Origin of the sequence: Bradyrhizobium sp. WSM471 (assembly GCF_000244915.1) — a bacterium.
In the GTDB taxonomy this organism is placed as follows: domain Bacteria; phylum Pseudomonadota; class Alphaproteobacteria; order Rhizobiales; family Xanthobacteraceae; genus Bradyrhizobium.
This window is the reverse complement of the sequence record NZ_CM001442.1, coordinates 1762728-1784308: the sequence shown is the minus strand read 5'-3', so window position 1 is coordinate 1784308 and position 21581 is coordinate 1762728. Positions and strand designations below refer to the sequence as shown.

The following is a 21581-nucleotide window of genomic DNA, read 5'->3' as shown; positions in this document are numbered from 1 at the left end:
CTGACGCTTACGCCTGAATCATGCGAATTCAGGCGTTGGCACGCATAATTGCCGCTCCATCTCGAAACGGAGCGCGGAAAGGCGGCAAGGTTTGGGTTTTTGATCTTCCTCGGTGCTTCCAATTATCTGAACGCGAACGTGTGATAAACGGGTTTACTTTTATTCAGAGCACTCATCTCCGACCGACGGAAACTTCATTCCGAAGGCACGCACAACACGCCTCGCTCGCTCCAGAGGAGGCCTCATGAAATCGCGTGGGTGCAGATGGCTTTCTGAGTCGCAAGGAGATTGGCATGCGCGCAGCTCTCGTGGTAGGTCAACCACAAGAGCTTCACGCCGCCAAATCGATGGCCGGGATCAGCCAGAGCGACCGACCCGCTCGCCCCCCCATACCGCATTGACAACTCAGAGTTCGCTTACGAACGTGGTTGAAGGGTCGGCTGAGACTTAGACTGGGACGTTGTATCTACTCATCAATAGCTTCGCGTTGGTAACGGCGTCATATACCGGCAGGCCGGTCTGCTCACGCACCTGCTGCGTCACTATTGGAAACCCCGCACATTCGAACAGGACGGCCTCGATATCGTCGTGTTGCTTTCGCATAAGTGCGATTGCGGCTCCCACGTCTCTGGCGACTTGTGGAATGGTGTAATTATTCTCAGGCCCCGACATGATGCGCCAGGTCTCAGAATTTTCAATGCCAGCAACCACGACACGATCGAGCGACACGACACCGGCGAGTTTTAGCAGATCAGTGCTCAGGGGCCTTGAATCGAACGTCATTACGCCGACTCGCCCCTTGATCGTGGCCATAAGATACGGCAGGAGCAGCAAAGAGGACATCGAAACAGGCACAGTTAGGGCCCGCGCCATAGCCTTCTGGTACTTAATCGTGAATCCGCAATTGCTCGTGATCGCGACCGCCCCCTCACGCACCAAATCCTTCGCTGCGCTTATGAATGCGGCTTCCATTTTGTCGTCCTCGCCACCGAAAACGACATTCTTCGTCCATGCGCCTGGAGCTTGGCGATAAAGCGTAGGAAACGGGAAGGTAGCAGGATTGCTGAGCGATCCCGCCATGGTCTGTGGAGTATTCTGTAACTGCAACACGCCAAGCGCCCCACTTTTCTGCGCCATGTCAGAATCTGCCTCCCTGAACCCTGGAATTCATTGCCGACTTCCACGTCACCAGCCATCTAGCAACGCCAAGCGGCAGTTATCTTCCTGTTGTCCATCCGTGAAACACCTGCCTGGAATCAGCTTGGCCAATTCACGAGATTCGGGCACGGATCTCAAGAAAGCATATTGCCGACCGGAGGTGCTTTTCTGTCGAATCAATCTACATTAGCGCCGAAATCCTGCACCAGTTCTCGAAAACGCGAAGACCTCATGAGATCGCACCCGCGATTCAAAATCAGAGGCTTGCGTGTAGTCAACAGTGACTATGGTCGCCAGCAAACTCGCTATGGGCGGCAACAAGCGCAGTGTTCGCGGCGTACGCCAAATGCAAAAACCACGCGCGCGGGACGAGCTTAAGGCAGATCCGTTGAAGAACTTAGGGGTCCGATCTCCGAACGATGCTCCAGGCGCTTCGGATCATTCACCTGAGTGGGCACCTGCTAAATCAGAGACAGTCAGCCCGCCCATTTACGTTCGATAGCATCTCGGTCAGCAACACCGAAAAACGGCGCAAGTCCGCTCGAATGTGCATAAATGTCGCTTTATATTGCGCCAACGAGATGATTTTCACCGCGTGATTGCCGCTATGATGAATTTCCTATTTAAGCAAAGTTGCGGTCGAATTTACAACTTTGAGAAAGCCATCGCCGCTCATGAATGCGCGCCCAGCAATGACGGTCGGCCCGGAACTATCCAGAGTGTTTGATCATATTGAGACGAACAAGGACAAGTTCGTCAGCCGTTTGCTTGAGTATTTGAGACATCCCAGTATTAGCGCCCAGAACGTGGGAATGGGAGAGGTCGTCGAGCTCCTCGTGAGCATGCTGCGCAGACTGGGGCTCGAAGCGAGCGCAATCCCCACCGCAGGGTATCCTGTGGTCATGGCAAGGTGGGAACGCGCGCCGGGAGCGCCGACGGTCTTGCTCTACGGGCACTATGACGTCCAACCTCCAGATCCCCTGGAAGCCTGGATTAGCCCTCCATTTGAACCGGTGGTTCGGGAAGAACGCGTCTATGCGCGCGGTGCCGGCGACAACAAGGGTCAACACTTCGCTCAGATCCTAGCCTTAGAGTCACATTTGGCCGTACATGGCTCCTTGCCATGCAACGTATTAGTTTTGCTAGAAGGTGAAGAGGAGATAGGAAGTCCGCACATTGCCGAGTTCGTTGACGCTCATCGGGATCTACTCAAGGCGGACTTAGTGATCACGGCAGATGGGCCTCTCCACGAGTCGGGACGCCCGATTATTGCATACGGAGTCCGTGGAATCGTAGCGTTCGAACTGCGGGCTCGTGCAGCCAGATCGGATGTTCATTCAGGCAATTTCGGCGGCCTTGTGCCGAACCCGATTTGGACGCTTGTGCACTTGCTAGCGACCATGAAAAATGCAGACGGAAACATTACGATTGATGGCTTTTACGATGATGTGGTCGCACCAACAGAGCTTGAGCGCGCCGCCGCAGCGCGATTGCCTCTAAATGCTGAGGACGTCCAGCGGGCTCTCGGCCTCGCAAAGCTCGATAATCCAACAGATCTGCCGCTCGCGGACAGGCTTATGTTTCGCCCGACATTGACCATTAACGGACTCCACGGCGGGTACGGCGGGCCCGGATCGAAAACAATCGTGCCGAATGAGGCCGTCGTGAAGTGCGACGCTCGGCTTGTCGATCGGCAAGATCCCGATGACATCCTTAGGAAGATAGAGGCTCACGTTAAGAGCCATGCTCCGGACGTGGAGTTCGTACGCATAGAGTCGACGCCTCCATCAAAAACCCGCCTCGACGCACCGTTCTCAACAGCTATTCAGTCCGCGGTACAGATTGCACACGGCGTAGAACCTCTGGTCTATCCCTCGCTTGGAGCAACCCTGCCCGACTACGTCTTTACAAAGATTCTAGGCACACCGTCCTTTGTGGTGCCTTATGCCAATGCCGATGAAGCCAATCACGCTCCGAACGAGAACATCGAGATTCGCTGCTTTCTGAATGGCGTTCGCACCGGAGCGGCCCTGTTGGATACGTTGGGGGGATCTGCACGCTGAAGCGGACATTCGCGCTCCCGTGGACAGTCGTCCAACCCACTTGTCACTCCAATGGCTCATGACCTGAAGCCGTATAGTTGCGGTGCTGGGCGAGGGCCGGCAGGAAGGATTTCCAAAATCTTATCAACGCAGAGTGACGACAACGTGAGAATTTCGGTCGTTAGGCGCAGTACGCAGCGAGCGCAACACCGGCAGCCACCGCCCCGCTGACGTCCAAAACGTTGGCCATTTCGTTGGCAGGCTGATCCTGAGGCGTTGAAGACCAGATTTCTTTCGTCTTTGAAGTCGAGTTGCCGATGACGAGCGCCGCCTCAGCTGCCTTTCCTTCGCGCCGCAGAACATCTTGCACGTACGTAGCAGCACCGAGCAGTGCCAGCGTCTGGAATGACCGACTTAAAAGTCGATTTGAAAGCGCATGCGGTTGGTTGAAATTGCTCGCCTATTCAGGATACTGCTATCACACAGATGTTTGCGCTGCACTTTATTGCCTGCATCGGGCGGGCATATTGCGGCGAAATAGACCTGAACTCTGGAGCGGATATGGAATACGATCGAATTGACGCCCGGATCCTTGAGATTGTGCAAAAGAACAACCGCTTAACTTCTGAGGTGATCGGTGAGTTGGCTGGGCTTTCCGCTACCGCGTGTCAACGAAGATTGAAGAGGCTCCGTTCGGAAGGCATCATCGAGGCTGATGTTTCCATCGTTTCGCCCAAGGCAGTCGGACGGCCTATTCAAATGCTCGTGCTGGTGAGTCTCGAGCGCGAGCGTTCAGATATCATCGACAAGTTCAAGAAGGCGATCAAATCATCAGTTGAAGTCGTGAATGGATTTTACGTTACAGGGGACGCTGACTTCGTCCTCTACATCACTGCGCGTAGTATGGAAGACTATGAACAGTTCACCCGCCGGTTCTTCTATGAGAACTCAGATATTAAGGGAATCAAAACGATGGTCATTATGGACCGCGTCAAGGCAGGGTTTGCCGTCCCCATTGAGGCTCCATCAGAAGATTAGTGTGTAATTTCAGCTTGCAAATCCGCGCGTCTACACGCTGTTTCGTCAGTCCCTCGTAAGAGATTGACTAAAGTTGAAGCGCTCGAACGTCTATTTTACACCTGGTCACGAATGGGTATTCGACCTCAAGCCCCAAACGGTAGTCTGTCTCGACAGTAGGCTCTGCCCGGGAGCTGAATGCTAACTAACGGAGGGTAGTGTCCGTGGCCACGTGCATTGCATAATGCTGGTGACCGAGACCCGTAACTCGAATACGCCGGGAGCACGGAGAGGTCTCAAGCTAACGCACGACGCGTTGCGACTAGACGCCCAAGCGGAGACCAACAATGGACAGCATGCGCCGCGAGATCGAGGCTTAGGTAAAGCGGATGTGCCGAGCGCCGCCTACTATAGCGCTCATACCGTGCGCGCAATCGGAACTTTTCATGCACTCTGTTGGTGAACAGGTGTCGGTTAGAGAAGCCGGTCACCTGTTTGATTCGAGACGCAGCCGAACTCTTATGGAGGCGACTAAGCGAAGGGCGCACGATCCCGACGTGGATTCTAGCTCTTCGTCCAGTGAGCGATCACACCGGCTGATGTGCTGTTGGAAGAATGACAAAGGCCTTCCGAACCGTTTCAATGATTTTCCATTCACCGTTGGTATTCGGGTGAAAATATATGGAATCGCCGGCTTCGAGGACAATCGTTGGCCCGCAGTCCGGCGTGAACGTACAGCGTCCTGACAGAAACGTTGAGAATTCCGCCTCAGCGACCTGACGGCGCCATTTTCCAGGCGAGCATTCCCAAATGCCGGCACTGGTTGAGTCGCTCGAAGACTTGAACGCGACTTTACTGCGCATAATGGAGACTGGCTCGCCGATCGGCCGGGCAACCGGGCTGATGCTATCGAGCTCATTGGTGGGAAGATTCGCGGACGCTTTGAGGACAACTGGGGTCATGATTGGTTCCTGTTCGGATCTTAATTTCAGTCACGCTTCGATGGCACATAGCCGACGGGAGCAAGGTTCGAGATCGCAAGAGTAAGCGGATCGGGGCGCCGGGAATGATCTTCCAGGCCCTCTTTGCGACGCAACGCTTCGCGGACAAGAACGGAGCCAACATATCGGAAGGGCTCGATCGGGAAATTGTCTACGCGCTCACGAACCAATCCGCAGTTGGACCAGTGGTCGTTTTGGTCAAGCGCGAGCGACGCAAGTATTTTTCCACCCAGAACAGTGGGCCCGACCCCCTGCCCAGAAAAGCCAATCCCGAAAAGAATGTCGGGGTGATTGTCTAGACGGCCGAAGAATGGCAGTCCGTCGACGGACCGATCAATCGGGCCAGTCCAGGACGATTCGATATCCATGTCATCAAGCATCGGGTAAAGCTTGCGGAAGCTTTCCTCGACTTCGCCAGCCCTATGCGACGGCCCCTCATAGTAGTTGGCGACCTGTCCTGCAAATGCGAAGTGTCCTAGCGATTTGCCGAAAACGATACGACCATCAGGCGTGTTCCGATAATAGTTCAGGAACATGCGAGAATCACATATTGCCATACCGTTTTCGAATCCAATCTCTCTCAGCTTGCCGGGGTTAGCCGTTGTCGCGATCATGTCACTGGAAACGATCGCCACCTTACGCCGAAGATAAGAGAACTTCGCTCCCCAGGCGTTCATGGCAAGAATGACTTTCTTGCTTGCAATTGAGCCTTGGTGCGTGATCACCTTTGGTGTTTTGGTCCGTTCCAATCTCACCATGGGTGAATGCTCGTAGATTGTCACACCCAGCTTCTGAGCGTGCCGTCGAAGGCCGAAGGCAAGGATGGCTGGCTGCACTGTGGCGGCATCTGGTTCGAACACGCCAGCCAAATTGCGACTAGTGCCGCTTAGCCGCGCCACATCCGCGTTGTCGACCACCTCGAAGGGCCGCACGTTGTGTTTGCCTAGTTCATCGATCAGGACGTTCCAGCAGCCAATTTGCGGAGGGGAAGTAGCGGTCCAAAGCCAACCATCGGCTCGGAAATCTGCATTTACGCCATTATCCCGACAGAAAGCTCCAATTTCCAATACTGCTTCCGCTGAGCTTTTCGCAATCCGGGTTGCTTCAGCTGTACCGCAAAGCTTGTGCAACGAGAGATACTTAGCCCAGAAGCTGGTGACAAATCCGCCATTGCGGCCGCTGGCGCCCGACCCGCACAGGTCTCTCTCCACTACCGCGACTTTTAACGAGGGCGACCGCTCTTTGATCCGGATTGCCGTCCATAGACCCAGATAACCGCCGCCGACGATCGTCACGTCGGCCGTGACGTGTGCCGATAAGGACTGCACTCGAGGCGTCCCTAACCGGTCGAACGCCTGTTTTAACCAAAAATTGTCCATTCTCCAGAGCCTATTGAAATTGCATTTACATTCAGAATAATGCGTTTGCTGGACTTTTTGCGTCGCACTTTCTTGCCGTTTGGACCATTTCCTGCATCATGCAGACATACCGCGGTGAAATTCACCTGAGGCCTGAGCCGACATGCAATACGATCGAATAGACGCCCGCATCCTCGAAATCGTGCAAAAGAACAACCGCTTAACTACTGACGTAATCGGGGAACTAGCAGGACTTTCAGCGACGGCGTGTCAACGACGACTGAAGAGGCTTCGTGCGGAAGGCATCATCGAAGCGGATGTCTCCATCGTTTCACCCAAGGCGGTAGGAAACCCGATTCAAATGCTCGTGCTAGTAACGTTGGAGCGGGAGCGTTCAGATATTGTCGACAGGTTCAAGAAGGCGATCAAAGCCTCAGCGGAAGTCGTCAATGGATTTTATGTCACCGGCGACGCCGACTTCGTGCTCTACATAACTGCGCGGAGTATGGAAGACTATGAGCAGTTTACGCGACATTTCTTCTACGAGAACCCGGATATCAAGGCGGTCAAAACGATGGTTATCATGGACCGCGTAAAGGCGGGCTTTGCCATGCCCATTGAAACTCCAACAGACGATTGATCTCGCGTGGGCTTCTGCCCGCTGTGCACTTTTTAGCGGTAGTTCGGTCCAGACGCCTCAAAAGTTGTCAATCGGCGTTCGACCGGGACCCCCTATCGGCATCCAAAAGGGGCTCTGACGCATTTTTGGTGCAGCACTGGTCACGTGGCGCCGATTAGCCGAGCCTGTAGCAAGTCGAGCTTGGCGCGTCCGTACATTTGGCGTTTGACCAGTTTGAGCTTGGTGATCTGGCCCTCGGTCTGTCCGTTGGACCATGACGTCGCGATCGCTGCGCTGACAGCGGCCTTGTCCTTGATGACGCCATTGGCGAAAGACATGACGAGGCTTGCGCGCCTCGTTCCAACCATGGTTCAAGCTCTACGTGAGCCTTCTTGCGGATCATCGCATGGAAAGCGGCTATGATCTCTCGAGCTTCCACCAAAAGAGGAACGCCTTGCTCGATCGCCGCAATGGTGACGGTTTCTGACTTTGATAGCGTATCGCGGCCATTGGTCATCAGGCGGGCGATCGTTCTCGCGGACGGTATGCGCTGCAGGCTCTCAGCATCGGGCATTTCGGCACGTCGACGGCGTGTCGTCCATTCGGTAAAGACCCGCAGCGAGCCTCTAAATCCCTGCGCCTTGAGGCAACGCCAAAGGTCGGCGCCATTACAATGGCCAGTAGCCCACTGAACGTCGAGCCACGGCAGGTAGTGCTCGAGCGAGCTCTCGCGGACCCTGAACACGTCGGATCGCTGACCTCGCAATACCTGCGGATGAGGCCCTGGCTATGGGCGGTGAGCCGGACGATCTCCTTTATGGAGATGCCCGTCTCAGCCTGTTTGAGGATTGCCGCGTTGGTGTCTTCTCGCCGAAGATAGCCCTCATATTGAATGCGCTCGGCGGCGGTCAACAAGCTGGGATTTATGGTGGCGGAGCCGACCGCGATGCGGACCTGGCGCATGGATCTGCGAACCGCATCCAGGAAGGCGTGGCTGGCGTTCTCCATGAGGTGCCAATGGTCGGCGACCTGGGTGGCGTGCGGGAGTGCCTTGACCGCAGCAAGGGCGTAACCACCGCCGCGGTCGCGCGCGACCACAGCGATCTGTGGCTGGCCCGCGAGCCAGGCCTGCGCAGTGGCTGGCTCTCTGTCGGGTAAGAGAGTGATCGGCCGTCGCCGCTCGAGGTCGCAGCGGCCCCCCAATGCAAGGCCAAGGTGATGGACGATTAGATCGAGCCGGGTCGTTCGCCGCGCCCACGGTGCTAGAGCGCCGTCATCGAAGCGCTCGGTGAAAATACGCCGACCGCAGAGAGCAGTAACGCAGCGGAAGCAGCGCGCCACGACCACCAGGCGAACCTGCCGCCCCGCCAGCGGCAGATCGGTGAGGCGCCGCTGATATCGGCTATGAATCCTCTCTGAACTGGTCCCGCAACCGGGACAGAGACTCGTCCTGCTCGTGGGATGTACGGTGATCACGGTTGTAGCGCCACTACAAAAGGCGCTTTCCACGTCAAATCCGCGAGGGACCAAGACCGACGGACGTAGGGCTCGCTGCATCATATTGATTCCTTTGTGAAACCAACGCGAGCCGGCCTTGAACTTCATTAAAAATGATGGTGTGGAACGGCCCTTCGGACCGGCATCAAAAGTGCCTAACGTAGTCGCGTAGAGAGGCGCCACAAAGGAAGGACCGTTCCATGGAGAAGATTATCACAGTGGGTTTGGATTTGGCCAAGTCGATCTTTCAAGTTCACGGCATCGCCGAAAACGGGAAAGTCTTGGTTCGTCGCACATTGCGGCGATCGCAAAGTTCTGCCCTTCTTTCGGAGCCTTCCAGCCTGCTTGGTAGGTATGGAGGCCTGTGCGAGTGCCCATCACTGGGCACGCGAGATAGCGGCGCTGGGCCACTCTGTCCGCATGATGCCGCCAGCCTACGTGAAGCCTTACGTCAAACGAAACAAGACCGACGCGGCGGATGCTGAAGCCATTTGTGAGGCGGTCAACCGCCCGACAATGCGGTTCGTGCCCGTGAAGACTGCCGAACAACAAGCAGCCAGCATGATTTTGCGAACGCGAGAGACGCTGATGAAGCAGCGCAGCCAGACTGCAAATGCCCTGCGTGCTCATATGGCCGAATTGGGCATTATCGCCGGCACAGGCATGGCAAGCATCGCAAAACTCCTGGTGCTTCTCCGGGACGAAAAGGACAATAGGATTCCCGGCGCCGCCCGCTTTGCCCTGATCCTATTCGCTGAACAGATTGAGCTGCTTATAACCCGCATAGAGAAGCTCGACAGAGAGATTTTGGTTGCCGTCAGAAAGGACCCTGATGCAAGGCGTCTGATGAGCATTCCGGGTGTCGGTTCTCTCATCGCGGCTACCGTTCGGACATCCGTCGTGGATGCTCGCGATTTTGCGACTGCACGAGATTTTGCGGCTTGGACGGGGCTCACACCGAGGGCACAGTCCAGCGGCGGGAAAGAAAGGCTCGGCGCGATATCAAAGCGTGGAAATCGGCAACTACGGACGCTCCTGATCGTTGGTGCGACCTCTATCATCAAGCTTGCTAGAAAGTCTCACTCTGGATTCGGACCATGCTGCAAAGACGGCCGGTCAAGGTCGTATCGGTCGCGCTCGCCAATAAGATTGCGCGCACGATCTGGGCCTTGCTGGTCAGAGGCGGCATCTATCAGGCTCCGGCCGCAATGCTGAAATCCTAATCTCAAGAGCTCTCCGGCGGAAGAAGAAAGCTGCCGAGGAGGCAAGGTGCAAATCTGGATGAACCCCGAATGACGTCATTCCCGGTCGCAATCAGACCGCCTGACTCACTGCGCTTCGAGCGCGAGAAATTGATTGGGCGATTGCTTCCGCGGATATCATCGTGGCCAGCGGCCAGGCGCCGCGTTCACAGGCCGAACATATGACCGCACCGTCATCCCTTGTTCTACCAGAGAAAGATCTTGCAGCCCGGGCCGTTCCACATATGAGTCAGAGCCCTTATTCCATGCCGAAACACAAAAGTTGTCACTTTCGCTTGCCGTGCCGCTTGCAACGAGGATCAGGAACTTTTCCTTTGGTGCTCGCAAGGGATATGGCGCTTCGTCACTCTTTCAGTCTGCAGGAATGACAAAAGTACTGGAGCGAGGGTCTGCGGCAGCTCCAAAGGATTTTCAGTCGGTGACAGCTGAGTAGACGCCAGTGTGCGTTGCATCAGACCATCAGACGTCCCGGTCAGCCGGTGAATACGACAGTTTTCTTTCCGTTCATCAACACGCGATCCTCGAGGTGATGCCTCACCGCGCGGGCGAGAACGCGCCGTTCAATATCACGGCCCTTCCGGACGAGATCTTCTGGCGTATCGCGATGCGAAATCCGTTCGACATCCTGCTCGATGATCGGTCCCTCGTCGAGATCAGAAGTCACATAGTGCGCTGTCGCTCCGATCAATTTGACTCCTCGTTCGTAGGCTTGGTGATACGGCTTGGCGCCTTTGAAGCCTGGCAAAAAGGAGTGGTGGATGTTTATGCAGCGACCCGACAGCTTGGCCGAAAAGCCGTCTGACAGAATCTGCATGTAACGGGCGAGGACAACAAGCTCTGTGTTGGTCTCCTGCACGAGTCCCCAAATCCGCGCCTCCTGCTCCATTTTGGTCTGCTTGCTAACCGGGAAATGATAGAAGGGCAGCTGGCCTAGATCTGTGGAAGCTAAGTGCTCGCGGTCATGATTGGAAACGATCGCGGTTAGTTCCATCGGCAGTTCACCGATTCGCCAACGGTAAAGTAAATCGGCCAGACAATGGTCGACTTTAGAGACGAGCAGCATCACACGTTTCTTTACGGAGCTCTGCCGCAGATTAAATGTCATGGAAAGACGCCCAGCGAGTTCGTCGATTGAGGCAGCGATGTCGGCTTCCGAGTTCGCATGCTCGAGGCGATTGAAGACAACGCGCATGAAGAATCGACCGGTCTCGTTATCATCAAATTGCTGAGCATCGATGATGTTGCAACCAGCTTCGAATAGGATCCGCGAGACTGCCGAAACGATTCCCGGGCGATCAGGGCAAGACAAGGTAAGAATCATGGAACGGTCGGACATGGCAGTCGCCGCCAGCGGCGGCCCTCGTAAAACACAGAGCTGAAAGTCATTTTTTAGAGCGTGCCATGAGCAGCTCCGGGGCGATTAAATCTTCGGCCTTTCGCAATTCGCCTTTCACTCGAGTGCGATTCGAATCGTAGAAAGGACGAAGCGATGCGATGGCAGCGTGCCTTTGGCCGGCGATCTCTATTTCGAAGTCTCCGTCAGACAGCCATTTGGCACTTACCCCACTCGCGCAATGCAAATATCCCATGCCGATACCGCAGCCAAGAGTATGGCCGAATCCCGCTGACCGCAGGTAACCAACGAGAGAACCATTGCGCCAAACGGGCTCTGTTCCAAACATGAGCGGCACCGCGCGGGGCGCAGCTAGCTGGACAAGGCGTCGGTGCGGGATTTGGCCGCGCTGAGACTCGAGAGCCGCGCGGCCGATGAAATCCTCCCCCTTGTCCCAAGCAATGGTGAAGCCCAGTCCTGCTTCGATCGGTGTGTCTTCATCACTTACGTCTGCCCCCCAGTCGCGGTAACCCGCCTCGAGGCGCAGCGTATTTAGGGCCACGTAGCCCGCGTGTTGCAGATTGAGATCGCGCCCAGCAACGATAAGTGCATCGTAGACACCCAACGCCTGCTCGGCAGGAATATGGAGCTCCCACCCGAGTTCGCCCACGAAGGTCATGCGGAACGCGAGCGCCATGCCATAACCAATTTCGATTTCTCGGGCCGTGGCGAACGGAAACGCAGCGTCTGAAAAGTCAGCTGGGCTGACGCGCATGAGCAGATCTCGTGAACGCGGCCCCATGACCGACAGACATGTGTAGCCCGATGACACATCGGTGACGAACACGTGGCCTGCATCTTTGGCATGGGTCCGCAACCACGCAAGATCTCGAATGCGCTGAACGGCTGCAGTTACGATGAGGAATTCGTTCTCGCCGGTTCGTGCGATCGTGACGTCTGACTCCATGCCGCCGCGGTCATTGAGCCACGGCGTATAGACGACACGCCCCACCGGAGCATCAATGTTGTTAGTCGAAAGGCGTTGAAGAAAGGTAGGTGCATCGCGGCCCTGCACAAGGAGATGTGCGAATGACGTCTGATCGAAGAGTGCAACTCCGGAACGAGCCGCCTCATGTTCCGCCCCGCTTGCCTTGAACCAATCATCGCGAGCAAATGTGCCGTGGCCGCTCGCCTCCATCCCGGGAGTACCAAACCACTGCGCTCGCTCCCACCCCGCGGCCTCGCCGAAGATCGCACCTGCGGCAGCTAGTCGATCATGCAGCGGCGACACTCGCACGTTGCGAGCTGTCATGGGGGATTTGTGAGGCCAGTGAAGGGCGTAAAGGAGTCCAACAGCTTCGCCTGTTCGGTCGCGCAAATATCGACGGTTGCGCTGGAAGGGCATGGCGCGTCGGACGTCCATTTCCCAATAGTCAGCCGCCGGCATACCGGTCGACATCCAGTCGGCCATCACTTTTCCCGCCCCGCCGGAGGATTCGATGCCACACGAGTTGAAGCCCGAAGCAACATAGAGGCCGGCGATATCGGGCGCAGGCCCTAGCAAAAATCGATTGTCGGGCGTGAAACTCTCCGGTCCGTTGAAGTTCAGTTGCAGTCCCACATCCGCAAGCGCCGGCATACGCCGCATTGCATTGATGAGGTGAGGCTCCATGTGATCGAGATCGTCAGGCAGAGACTCAAAACTGAACTTTGAGGGAATGCCTTCCATGCCCCACGGCTTGCCCTTCGGTTCGAAGAAGCCCACCAGCAATTTTCCTGCATCCTCCTTGGCATAGAAGCACGCATCAAGATCGCGCACTGTGGGAGTATCAGGCAGCAAGCCTGAAATGGCCTCGGTCACCACGTAGAAATGTTCTGCCGCATGGAGCGGCACGGTCCAATTAAGGTCAGCAGCCAGCGTCCGGGTCCACATCCCTGCGCAGATAACCACCTTTTCGGTACGCACGACGCCCTCGGCAGTTTCGACGCCGGCGATTCGCCCCTTCTCGACCAGGATACGGGTCACCGGCGTGCGTTCCAGGACTTTTGCTCCTCCCTGCCGCGCGCCAGTGGCGAACGCGCGCGCCGTGTCCACCGGATTCGTCTTTCCATCGGAGGCAATCCATGCCGCGCCAAGCACGTCGGTTACGTCGAGCAAGGGTACCCGTCGCCTAGCCTCCGCAGCGTCGATGATCTCAACATCGAGACCAAAGGAGCGCCCCATCGACGCGCCTCGCCTCAGCTCCTCGAAACGCGCAGGCGTCGCGGCGACGGTAATCGACCCACATTGCCGAAACCCGGTGTGCTGACCAGTCACCTGCTCAAGCTCTCGGAATAGGCCTGCGGTATACTGCGCCAGCTTCGCCATGTTTTCGCTGGCGCGCAGCTGGGTAACGAGCCCCGCCGCGTGCCACGTAGTACCGCAGGTGAGCTGGTCTCGTTCGAGCAGCAAAACGTCGCGATGTCCAAGTCGGGTGAGATGATAGGCGATGGATAGGCCAATGATGCCACCACCGACGATGACGTATTCAGCTTGGGAAGGCAGTTTGCTTTGCATTTGAACGACTCAGAGAAATGACCGCTGGCTGCCCGCGCCTTGCGCGGGATCAGCAGGTGAATAGCGCGGGATGTTTGGAGGCTTGGGCTGTGGGAGCCGATCTGCACATGCGCGAAATCAAACGTCGCTGTATCTTGTGTCTGATGGCTGATGCCGAGCGTGCAGCTATGCGCGATAACGGTAGGCTATCTTGAGCTTTGCAAATTCGGTCCCCCTCCCGCACGTTGTAATTCGGACTTGGTCAGCCGGAGCGTTCTATTTCTCACGCAAATAGTATCGGGCTGATGGAGTTGAATTAAACTGAAATGACGCTCTCAAAGCAGAAATACTGCACACTCTCCGCAAGGTCCGGCGATTTTATTCTGTCGACCTGACCTTACCTGAGCACATCAGACGCGATCCGGCGCGTGTAGCATGCCATGTTGGCTGCCACAGTTTCGCTGTGAGAGATCATCCTGACGAGAACGGAACCTGGCCGGCCAGTGCAAAACGGCGATGAGATCGTGCAGCGCGGCGTTCGCTTCACGCACGAGTTTACGGGCGTCTAGGCGAACATGGGGCCGTGCCGCCGATGAACCGGAGGCGAGTTGTTCAGACTACCCGTCGCCCACCGCATATCTGTCCCTCTGAATGGCACAACAGGGGCCTTTCTTGCACGCAGCAACAAAGACCACGGTATACCTCGTGCGATGATTGCCTATCGACGATCTTCTCCCGCGGGAATAACGCGAATGTCGTCCGTGCTTATTGCGACGTTGAGACGATCGCCGGTTTTCGGATGTTGCCCAAACGGAAAGCGCTCCTGCATCGTCAGCTGCTCTCCATTAAGGTCAAGCACGATTCGCGTCGCCCCACCGTAGTAGTGCGCCTGCAAGACGCGCCCTTGATAGGATGGTCCGCTACCGCCATCGGTCGATAGCCGGACGTGCTCCGGCCGGATCACCGCTGTAGCAGAACCAGCACTCCAATTTCCACCGAGGCGCAATCCAGCCGTCGACGTGAAACTGCCATCAGCCCCTACGGCTCCCTTCAAAAGAGAGCACCAGCCAATAAATTTGGCAACGAAAGGCGTTTCCGGCGACTCGTAAATCTCGCCAGGCGTGCCTATCTGCTCAACCTGACCGGCATTCATGACGACGATGCGGTCCGACATAGCCAGTGCTTCTTCCTGATCATGCGTCACAAACAGGGTCGTGACGTTGACGCTCCGCACTACTTCCCGCAACTCTTCTCGCATGCGTAGGCGCAGCTGCGCATCGAGATTTGAGAACGGTTCATCAAGAAGCAGTACTGCTGGTCGCATCGCAAGAGCACGCGCAAGCGCGATCCGTTGCTGCTGCCCGCCCGAAAGTTGCGCCGGAAGACGGTCAGCTAAATGAGGCAGCTCCACCAGCCTGAGCATTTCCTCAACCCGCGCTTTGCGCTTGTCACGCGGCCATTTGAGATTTTCGAGGCCAAATTCAATATTTTGCGCGACCGTCATATGCGGGAATAAGGCGTAGCTCTGAAATACCATTCCGGTATCTCGCCGATAGGGTGGCTGGCGCGTCATGTCGACGCCGTTTATCGTAATGCTACCCGACGTCGGTTCTATAAATCCCGCCACCATGCGCAGCGTTGTTGTCTTGCCGCAGCCTGACGGTCCAAGCAGGCAAAGTAGTTCGCCACGACGGACCCCAATCGAAGTGTTCGAAACTGCAGCAACGTCACCGTAGTATTTGGAAACAGAGCGCAATTCGACGACAAGATCATCTGCTTCAGGCACGAAGTTGTCACGCTCTTTCGATAAAGCCAGCATATTCACTCCTATCTACGCAAGTCTTTCCGCGCCAATCAGACGTTCAATTGTTAGGATAACGACCAATGTTACGACGATCATGAGGCTAGAGACGGCCGCCACTAGTGGGTCATAGCTGGTATCGACGTACGCAAAGATTTGTACCGGCAGAGTAACGTGGCCGCCGTAGGTGAGAAATGAGGAAACGGTCACGTTTCCAAACGATGTCACGAAAGCAAAGATCGAAGCAGAGAGTAAGCCGGGCATGATCAGCGGCAGCGTAATGCGTCGAATGACTCGGAATGGTGTAGCCCGGAGGTTCATTGCGGCCTGTTCGAGTTGCTGGTCGTGCAAAGTAAGGCTCGCGAGGATCGTACGTACGACGTATGGTATCGTAAGAACTAGGTGTCCCAGAAGTAACGGATACATTGTCTGTGTAAGATCGAGCCACGCGAACAGCTGCAACAATCCGATTCCGAGCACGACAGCCGGGACCACCAGCGGCGAGAACGCCAGGCCTTGCAAGAATGCCTTTCCTCGAAAAGAAAACCGGTTCATGGCGAATGCGCCGGCAAAGCCGACCAACAGCGCGACGATGGCAACTAGCACAGCCACGTAGGTACTCGTCCAGAGCGCGGCCATAAATAATTCGTTTGCAAATGCGACTTTATACCATCGTAGAGAAAACCCCATGGGAGGGAAGTTCATGGTGTCGCTGCTGGTGAACGATGATAGAACCACCAGGATCGCGGGCGAGGCAAGCATCAAGTAAACGAGCGCACGAATAAGCGTGCCGGACACGGCCATCAGACGATCAATTAGATCAGCGCGCATAGATTCATCCCCTGACGGTGAAACGCGAAGCAACCAACGCATTGAGCGCCACTGTGAAGGCAAGTCCGCTCACGAAAAGTACGAAAGCCATTGCCGCACCAAACGGCCAGTTCAGTTGCGCCATAATGGTCTCATAGATCAGGCTTCCGAGCATCGCGACGCGTGCTCCGCCGATTAGACGAGGCGTTATGAACGCCGAAATCGAGAGAACGAATACAATGTTAAAGCCAACGAGAATTCCAGGCACGGCAAGTGGAAGAATGACCTTTCGAAAAGTCACGAAGCGGTTGGCACGCAGATTCGAAGCTGCCTGCTCCAATACTGGATGTATTTGGGTGACTACGCTCATGACCGACAAGATCATGAATGGGAGGAACTGCTGTACCAAAACGATCAGCACCGCAGGTCGACTAAAGAGGAGCGTTTTTGGCGAGGAGAAAATGCCAAGGTATACGAATAGCGAATTGAGGAGACCATTACGACCAAGAATGATCAGCCAGCCAAATACAACGACGACGAGACTGAGCGTCAACGGGAGGATCACAACAATCATCCGCCACCTCCGCGCCGCAGACGTTAGACGGGCGAGCGAATATCCGGTGGGAAAGCCGATCAACAAGCAGACCAGACTGACGATAAGTCCGTCGACGAACGTCTCCACCAGAACAGACGAGTAGTAAGTATCTGAGAAGAAATGCACGTAGTGCTTAAGGCTGAAACCCGTACCATCTAGGAGATGGGTACTTGGCAAGAAGCTCGATCGCAGCAATCCTAGGACTGGAAGCACCAAAAAGCCTGCAAGAAGCAAGACCATTGGGGTCAGCAAGATCACCAGAGTTAGGCTTCGGCGCTTGAGCAATGACTGCTTCACGGCGTACCCTTCGTACTTCGATCGAGCGTTCTAGGTTGGCCCGGCGTTTGCGTACTCCCGAGAATCCGCGCCACACCGAGATGAAACACTCCTAGTTCCGGATCGTTTTATTGACCCGTTCGATCCAACCGCTGCGGTTTGCCCAGAGCTGTTGCCAATCGATCTGCTTTCTCAGGGCATTGCGCTCAGGAGAATTGAACAGGAGATCTCTGCGAAGATCTTCGGGCAGTTTGACATCCGTCGTTACTCCATACCGGAGCGCCTCAGGTATCGCGAGCATGCCTTGATCCGAGAGCAGCTGGTCAGCAAAGGCGTACGCGGCTTCCGGATACTTCATGCCCTTGACGACGTTGATATAACTGATTGTGGAGTAAACGCCTTGGGAGGGAAAAACCGTGACGATAGGAATGCCCTTGGTGCGCAATTCGTGAGCGCGGCCGTCCCAAAAAATACCGGCGTAGCCCTCTTCGCTTTGAAACATCTGCAGTTCGGCGACGTTCGTTTGTGCTAGCGCAACAATGTTGGGCTTCGCGGCACTTAGTATCTTCATCGCAGGCTCCATTTCCGAAATCGAACCTCCATTCTCCTCAGCCATGCCCAGAAGATATAAGCTGCTGGCGATTTGGTCCGGGGCAGGTAGGATCACGCGTCCGGTCAGGTCGGACCGGGCGATATCTGAGTATGAAGTAAGAGGCCGCTTGATATATTTGGAATTGAAAACCGGTACGACGGACGAAACGTTAAACGGAACACCATAGTCACCGAATTCGCGAAACCCCGGAAGAACACGTTTGATGTTGGGAACGTCTGACACCTTGATTTCTTCGACGATGTCGGCCTTAAGAAGCTCGACGACGTAAGAGCTGTCGCACATAAACAAGTCGTACGGCGGGCTGCTCTTATTCGCGATCAGTTTGACGAGGTCTGCTTGCGTCGCGCCAGCGGTAAATTGGACTTTTAGCCCGTACTTTTCTTCTAGCGGCCCGGCCACGCCTTTTCTAAGAGCTTCGTCGAACGCGCCGCCGAATCCGTTCACGCGCAACGTAACATTGGCGAATTTTTTCGTCTGAGCCTGGACGTAGGGAGCGGCCAGCACGCCAGCGGCAGCCGTAGTAGCAAATCTCAAAAATGCTCGTCTTTTCATTGCCGGATCTCCTCTCTTTTGTTCCCCTCAACAGATGATGAGTGGTTGTCCCTCAGTCTTTACGTTGGCCTTCAATACCGTGGAGAATGGGCCTCCAATTTAAGTATTGAGCCGTTCTCGAGCAGAAGATCACTGGTCGGTTTGTACGCAACTCGCTCCAAGCCTCTTTGCTCATTTCCTTGCGCCTCAGTCCGGAGCAATTTCGAGCGAAGTTCGCCGCCGCAGCATGCGGCGAACGCCCCCGGCTTCGCTAATGAGATCCGCGCGACTCCGCCGCTTTGATCTATTTCGTGGAAATAGTATCGGGCGATCCGCTCGAATATAACCAAAATTGCTCCTTTTGCGCATAAATTGCGCGCTCTGTCTGGTAAAGATGAAGCTTTCCTGCGAAGTTGAGGGCGAACATATTGGAACGCGGATTGGGCATTAGCCCTTATCGCCGACCGAGAGCATCTGTGCCGCGCCAGTGACAAGGGGATTCGCTTCATGAACCTTCGCATTCAGAAGCGATTGCCTAAAGCGCCGTCAACCGGCGGTGATGTCCAGCACCCTACGTGATTCCCGGTGCGGGTTGATTGTCGCCGGCCGATTCTCCAGCTCGGGCTGGTCGAATGTAAAACCCCCAGCATTCGTCAGCAGGGACAGTCCTCTGCGCGAAACTGCCGCAGTGATGGTGTTCGCGAGCAAGTAAGCGACAGTCATAGGCCCAACGCCCCCGGGCACTGGGGTTATGTAGCTTGCGCGCTTACTCGCTTCGACGAAAGCGACATCTCCAATAAGTCTGGCAGTGCCGTTCGAATCGATTGTACGGTTGATACCTACATCAATGACGATTGCGCCTGGTTTAAGCCAATCGCCCCGAACCAGTCCCGCGCACCCGGCGGCGGCGACGACAATGTCGGCCCTTCGACAGAGATCGGGTAGGTTTCGCGTCTGGAGTTGTGCACCTGTAACTGTGCATCCAGCATCGCCAAGCAAAAGCGCCAGGGGCTTTCCAACGACATTCGAGCGACCGATGACAACAACGTCCATTCCATTTAAATCGCTGACAACGGTCTTAATAAGATGAACAACACCGAGCGGAGTGCAAGGGGCGAGAGCGGGCCGACCCGCTGATAGTCTTCCAATGTTATACGGATGAAAGCCATCGACATCCTTGGCCGGATCAATGGCTTCTAGGACGCGCCAGTGGTCGATATGGCCGGGGAGCGGAAGCTGAACGAGTATGCCATCGATGGAATCGTTGGCGTTAAGCTCCTGGATTAATTTCAACAGCTCGTCTTCACCAATATGACTCGGCAGCACCAGTTGTTGCGAGTTGAAGCCTACCGCCTGCGCCTGTCTTGCCTTGGTCTTTACATAAATCGAACTCGCCGGATCTGTACCGACTAGCACCACAGCCAAACCAGGGGTGACATCACACCTGGATTGCAGCAATGCCACATTCTGCGTGACACGAGCCCGAATAGCCTCAGCAATAGCTTTTCCATCGATCTTGATGGCATCCATGGTTAGTTCCTGAGAGAGGAAATTGGGCAGCTTGTGGACGCGCCTGATTTGTCTCTCCAAGCGACATTCAATGCAACTTCAGGCCCGCTGGACGAGAGCAGTATCGGCCTGAACGAAAGTCTGTCAGTTGGGGCGTCGCGGGGCCGTCGAACATGGCTTACGAGTTAGCCGTCTCGGGCGCGACGTAACGAGAGTCTTTCAAGCAGCAGATTCCTTGGCGAGTTCGTCCATAACCTGCTTGGTCGCTCGATACGCTAGATCAACAATCTCGTCTATCTCAGCTTCGGATACGACTAGAGGTGGTGCAAAACCAAGAATGTCTCCGTGTGGCATCGCTCGCGCAATTAGCCCCCGATCACGGGCAGCTTTCGAAATGCGTGCTCCTACTTTGTGGTGCGGGTCAAATCGTCTTTTCGTCTGGCGATCTGCAACGAACTCAACGGCGCCAAGTAAGCCCACCCCACGAACTTCCCCGACGATCTCGAGCTGAGCGAATCGTTCCTTGAGTCGCTTCTGGAAATGCGAGCCGACGATCCTGGCGCGCTCGCTTAGTTGTTCCTTCTGGACGATATCAAGCACTGCATTGGCAGCTGCTGCCGCAATCGGATGGCCCGAATAGGTGTACCCATGCGAGAATGCCCCTACTCGTTCCGCAGCTTCCTCCATGACAGCGTAAACTCTCTCGCCAACGATGGCTCCCGAGAGCGGCACATAGCCGGAAGTCAGGCCTTTGGCGACCGTAACCAAGTCTGGCTCGATCTCGTACAGCGTGCTCCCGAAATCGGCGCCGGTTCGGCCAAATCCACAAATTACCTCGTCGGCGATGAGAAGAATGTCGTAGCGCCTGAGCACGGCCTGAATTTCACGCCAATAACCGGTCGGGGGCGGTGTGATGCCCCCCGTACCCAGCACCGGCTCGGCAATGAATGCGCCGATCGTTTCCGGCCCCTCTCGCAGGATCAGTGCTTCAAGCTCCGCTGCACGGCGCCGAGAAAAGGAGTCCTCTGTCTCACCTGGCTCTGCGCCCCAATAATGGTGCGGGGCGCCCGTATGCAGAATCCCGGCAAAGGGGAGATCCATGTGATCATGGTAGAACGACATGCCGGTCATCGAGCCGGAGACTACCGAACAGCCATGATAGCCTCGTTCGCGCGAGATGATCTTCTTCTTCTTGGGCTGACCACGTAGATTGTTGTAGTACCAGACGAGCTTGGCTTGGGTTTCATTAGCATCCGAGCCGGATAACCCGAAGAACACTTTGCTGGGCTTGCCAGGTGCCATGCGCACGAGACGATCTGACAAAATGGCGAGCTCTTCGGTCGTGTGGGCCGCGTACGTGTGATAGTATGCCAGCTTGTAGGCCTGTCGCGCAATTGCCTCGGCCACCTCGGTGCGACCGTAGCCGATATTTACACAGTAGAGGCCGGCAAAGCCGTCTATGTAGGTGCGCCCCTGGGCGTCTTCGATTCGAATACCTTTCCCTCCTGTAACGATCGTGGGATCGCCACTTTTGCCGCTAGCGAAATCCTTCAGCTGCGTGAAAGGATGCAAAACACTCGCCCGGTCTCGTTCGGAGATGGTCTTAATGTCTACCATATCGCT

Annotated in this window: 15 protein-coding genes and 2 pseudogenes; 4 read left to right on the top strand and 13 right to left on the bottom strand. The window is 55.8% G+C overall.

What is annotated here, in order from left to right:
• Nucleotides 1-447 precede the first annotated feature (447 nt).
• Nucleotides 448-1137, bottom strand: coding sequence for a hypothetical protein (locus BRA471DRAFT_RS07890; protein WP_007606036.1), 690 nt, complete (start codon nucleotides 1135-1137; stop codon nucleotides 448-450).
• A 695-nt stretch (nucleotides 1138-1832) separates the two neighbouring features.
• Between BRA471DRAFT_RS07890 and BRA471DRAFT_RS07880 the strand changes: the two genes are divergently transcribed.
• Nucleotides 1833-3221: a M20/M25/M40 family metallo-hydrolase gene (locus tag BRA471DRAFT_RS07880; protein WP_007606034.1), complete on the top strand. Its 1389-nt coding sequence runs from the start codon at nucleotides 1833-1835 to the stop codon at nucleotides 3219-3221.
• 160 nt (nucleotides 3222-3381) lie between these two features.
• On the opposite strand, the gene BRA471DRAFT_RS38070 is transcribed toward BRA471DRAFT_RS07880, so the two are convergent.
• A complete protein-coding gene (locus BRA471DRAFT_RS38070) occupies nucleotides 3382-3570 on the bottom strand; it encodes a hypothetical protein (protein ID WP_156948671.1) in 189 nt (62 codons plus the stop codon).
• 191 nt (nucleotides 3571-3761) lie between these two features.
• On the opposite strand from BRA471DRAFT_RS38070, the gene BRA471DRAFT_RS07875 reads away from it, so the two are divergent.
• A complete protein-coding gene (locus BRA471DRAFT_RS07875; RefSeq protein ID WP_007606032.1) occupies nucleotides 3762-4238 on the top strand; it encodes an Lrp/AsnC family transcriptional regulator in 477 nt (158 codons plus the stop codon).
• Between the two features lie 566 nt (nucleotides 4239-4804).
• Here the strand turns inward: BRA471DRAFT_RS07875 and BRA471DRAFT_RS36495 are convergent.
• On the bottom strand, nucleotides 4805-5179 hold the full coding sequence (locus BRA471DRAFT_RS36495; protein ID WP_007606030.1) for a cupin domain-containing protein: 375 nt from the start codon (nucleotides 5177-5179) through the stop codon (nucleotides 4805-4807).
• Nucleotides 5180-5205: 26 nt separating this feature from the next.
• Nucleotides 5206-6597 carry an FAD-dependent oxidoreductase gene (locus BRA471DRAFT_RS07870; RefSeq protein ID WP_007606028.1) on the bottom strand — a complete coding sequence of 464 codons (1392 nt, stop codon included), beginning with the start codon at nucleotides 6595-6597 and terminating at the stop codon, nucleotides 5206-5208.
• 142 nt (nucleotides 6598-6739) lie between these two features.
• Between BRA471DRAFT_RS07870 and BRA471DRAFT_RS07865 the strand changes: the two genes are divergently transcribed.
• Complete coding sequence (locus BRA471DRAFT_RS07865; RefSeq protein ID WP_007606019.1) at nucleotides 6740-7216, top strand: Lrp/AsnC family transcriptional regulator; 477 nt, start codon at nucleotides 6740-6742, stop codon at nucleotides 7214-7216.
• 140 nt (nucleotides 7217-7356) lie between these two features.
• Here BRA471DRAFT_RS07865 and BRA471DRAFT_RS36490 read toward each other — a convergent pair.
• Nucleotides 7357-8752, bottom strand: a pseudogene (locus BRA471DRAFT_RS36490) (ISL3 family transposase).
• A 140-nt stretch (nucleotides 8753-8892) separates the two neighbouring features.
• Here BRA471DRAFT_RS36490 and BRA471DRAFT_RS07850 point away from each other — a divergent pair.
• Nucleotides 8893-9915 (top strand): annotated as a pseudogene (locus BRA471DRAFT_RS07850) (IS110 family transposase).
• A gap of 511 nt (nucleotides 9916-10426) precedes the next feature.
• On the opposite strand, the gene purU reads toward BRA471DRAFT_RS07850, so the two are convergent.
• The 8 genes from purU to BRA471DRAFT_RS07810 all read right to left on the bottom strand — a co-directional run bounded on the left by purU (nucleotide 10427) and on the right by BRA471DRAFT_RS07810 (nucleotide 21575).
• Nucleotides 10427-11290, bottom strand: a complete 864-nt coding sequence (purU, locus tag BRA471DRAFT_RS07845; RefSeq protein WP_007606018.1) for a formyltetrahydrofolate deformylase — start codon at nucleotides 11288-11290, stop codon at nucleotides 10427-10429.
• Nucleotides 11291-11336: 46 nt separating this feature from the next.
• Nucleotides 11337-13844: an FAD-dependent oxidoreductase gene (locus BRA471DRAFT_RS07840; protein ID WP_007606017.1), complete on the bottom strand. Its 2508-nt coding sequence runs from the start codon at nucleotides 13842-13844 to the stop codon at nucleotides 11337-11339.
• Between the two features lie 697 nt (nucleotides 13845-14541).
• A complete protein-coding gene (locus tag BRA471DRAFT_RS07835) occupies nucleotides 14542-15642 on the bottom strand; it encodes an ABC transporter ATP-binding protein (protein ID WP_007606016.1) in 1101 nt (366 codons plus the stop codon).
• A 12-nt stretch (nucleotides 15643-15654) separates the two neighbouring features.
• Entirely contained in the window at nucleotides 15655-16455 is an 801-nt protein-coding gene (locus BRA471DRAFT_RS07830; protein ID WP_007606015.1) for an ABC transporter permease, read from the bottom strand.
• A gap of 4 nt (nucleotides 16456-16459) precedes the next feature.
• Nucleotides 16460-17326 carry an ABC transporter permease gene (locus BRA471DRAFT_RS07825; RefSeq protein ID WP_007606014.1) on the bottom strand — a complete coding sequence of 289 codons (867 nt, stop codon included), beginning with the start codon at nucleotides 17324-17326 and terminating at the stop codon, nucleotides 16460-16462.
• A 91-nt stretch (nucleotides 17327-17417) separates the two neighbouring features.
• Nucleotides 17418-18470 (bottom strand): PotD/PotF family extracellular solute-binding protein, encoded by a 1053-nt coding sequence (locus BRA471DRAFT_RS07820; protein WP_007606012.1) that lies wholly within the window; start codon nucleotides 18468-18470, stop codon nucleotides 17418-17420.
• 525 nt (nucleotides 18471-18995) lie between these two features.
• Nucleotides 18996-19979, bottom strand: coding sequence for a bifunctional methylenetetrahydrofolate dehydrogenase/methenyltetrahydrofolate cyclohydrolase FolD (folD, locus tag BRA471DRAFT_RS07815; protein ID WP_007606010.1), 984 nt, complete (start codon nucleotides 19977-19979; stop codon nucleotides 18996-18998).
• Nucleotides 19980-20177: 198 nt separating this feature from the next.
• Entirely contained in the window at nucleotides 20178-21575 is a 1398-nt protein-coding gene (locus BRA471DRAFT_RS07810) for an aminotransferase (RefSeq protein ID WP_007606008.1), read from the bottom strand.
• Between the last annotated feature and the right edge of the window lie 6 nt (nucleotides 21576-21581).

Coding starts and splice junctions, on each gene's coding strand:
- BRA471DRAFT_RS07810 (WP_007606008.1), bottom strand. CDS start 21,575: ATGGTAGACATTAAGACCATCTCCGAACGAGACCGGGCGAGTGTTTTG.
- BRA471DRAFT_RS07830 (WP_007606015.1), bottom strand. CDS start 16,455: ATGCGCGCTGATCTAATTGATCGTCTGATGGCCGTGTCCGGCACGCTT.
- BRA471DRAFT_RS07835 (WP_007606016.1), bottom strand. CDS start 15,642: ATGCTGGCTTTATCGAAAGAGCGTGACAACTTCGTGCCTGAAGCAGAT.
- folD (WP_007606010.1), bottom strand. CDS start 19,979: ATGGATGCCATCAAGATCGATGGAAAAGCTATTGCTGAGGCTATTCGG.
- BRA471DRAFT_RS07820 (WP_007606012.1), bottom strand. CDS start 18,470: ATGAAAAGACGAGCATTTTTGAGATTTGCTACTACGGCTGCCGCTGGC.
- BRA471DRAFT_RS36495 (WP_007606030.1), bottom strand. CDS start 5,179: ATGACCCCAGTTGTCCTCAAAGCGTCCGCGAATCTTCCCACCAATGAG.
- BRA471DRAFT_RS07865 (WP_007606019.1), top strand. CDS start 6,740: ATGCAATACGATCGAATAGACGCCCGCATCCTCGAAATCGTGCAAAAG.
- BRA471DRAFT_RS07870 (WP_007606028.1), bottom strand. CDS start 6,597: ATGGACAATTTTTGGTTAAAACAGGCGTTCGACCGGTTAGGGACGCCT.
- purU (WP_007606018.1), bottom strand. CDS start 11,290: ATGTCCGACCGTTCCATGATTCTTACCTTGTCTTGCCCTGATCGCCCG.
- BRA471DRAFT_RS07875 (WP_007606032.1), top strand. CDS start 3,762: ATGGAATACGATCGAATTGACGCCCGGATCCTTGAGATTGTGCAAAAG.
- BRA471DRAFT_RS07890 (WP_007606036.1), bottom strand. CDS start 1,137: ATGGCGCAGAAAAGTGGGGCGCTTGGCGTGTTGCAGTTACAGAATACT.
- BRA471DRAFT_RS07840 (WP_007606017.1), bottom strand. CDS start 13,844: ATGCAAAGCAAACTGCCTTCCCAAGCTGAATACGTCATCGTCGGTGGT.
- BRA471DRAFT_RS07880 (WP_007606034.1), top strand. CDS start 1,833: ATGAATGCGCGCCCAGCAATGACGGTCGGCCCGGAACTATCCAGAGTG.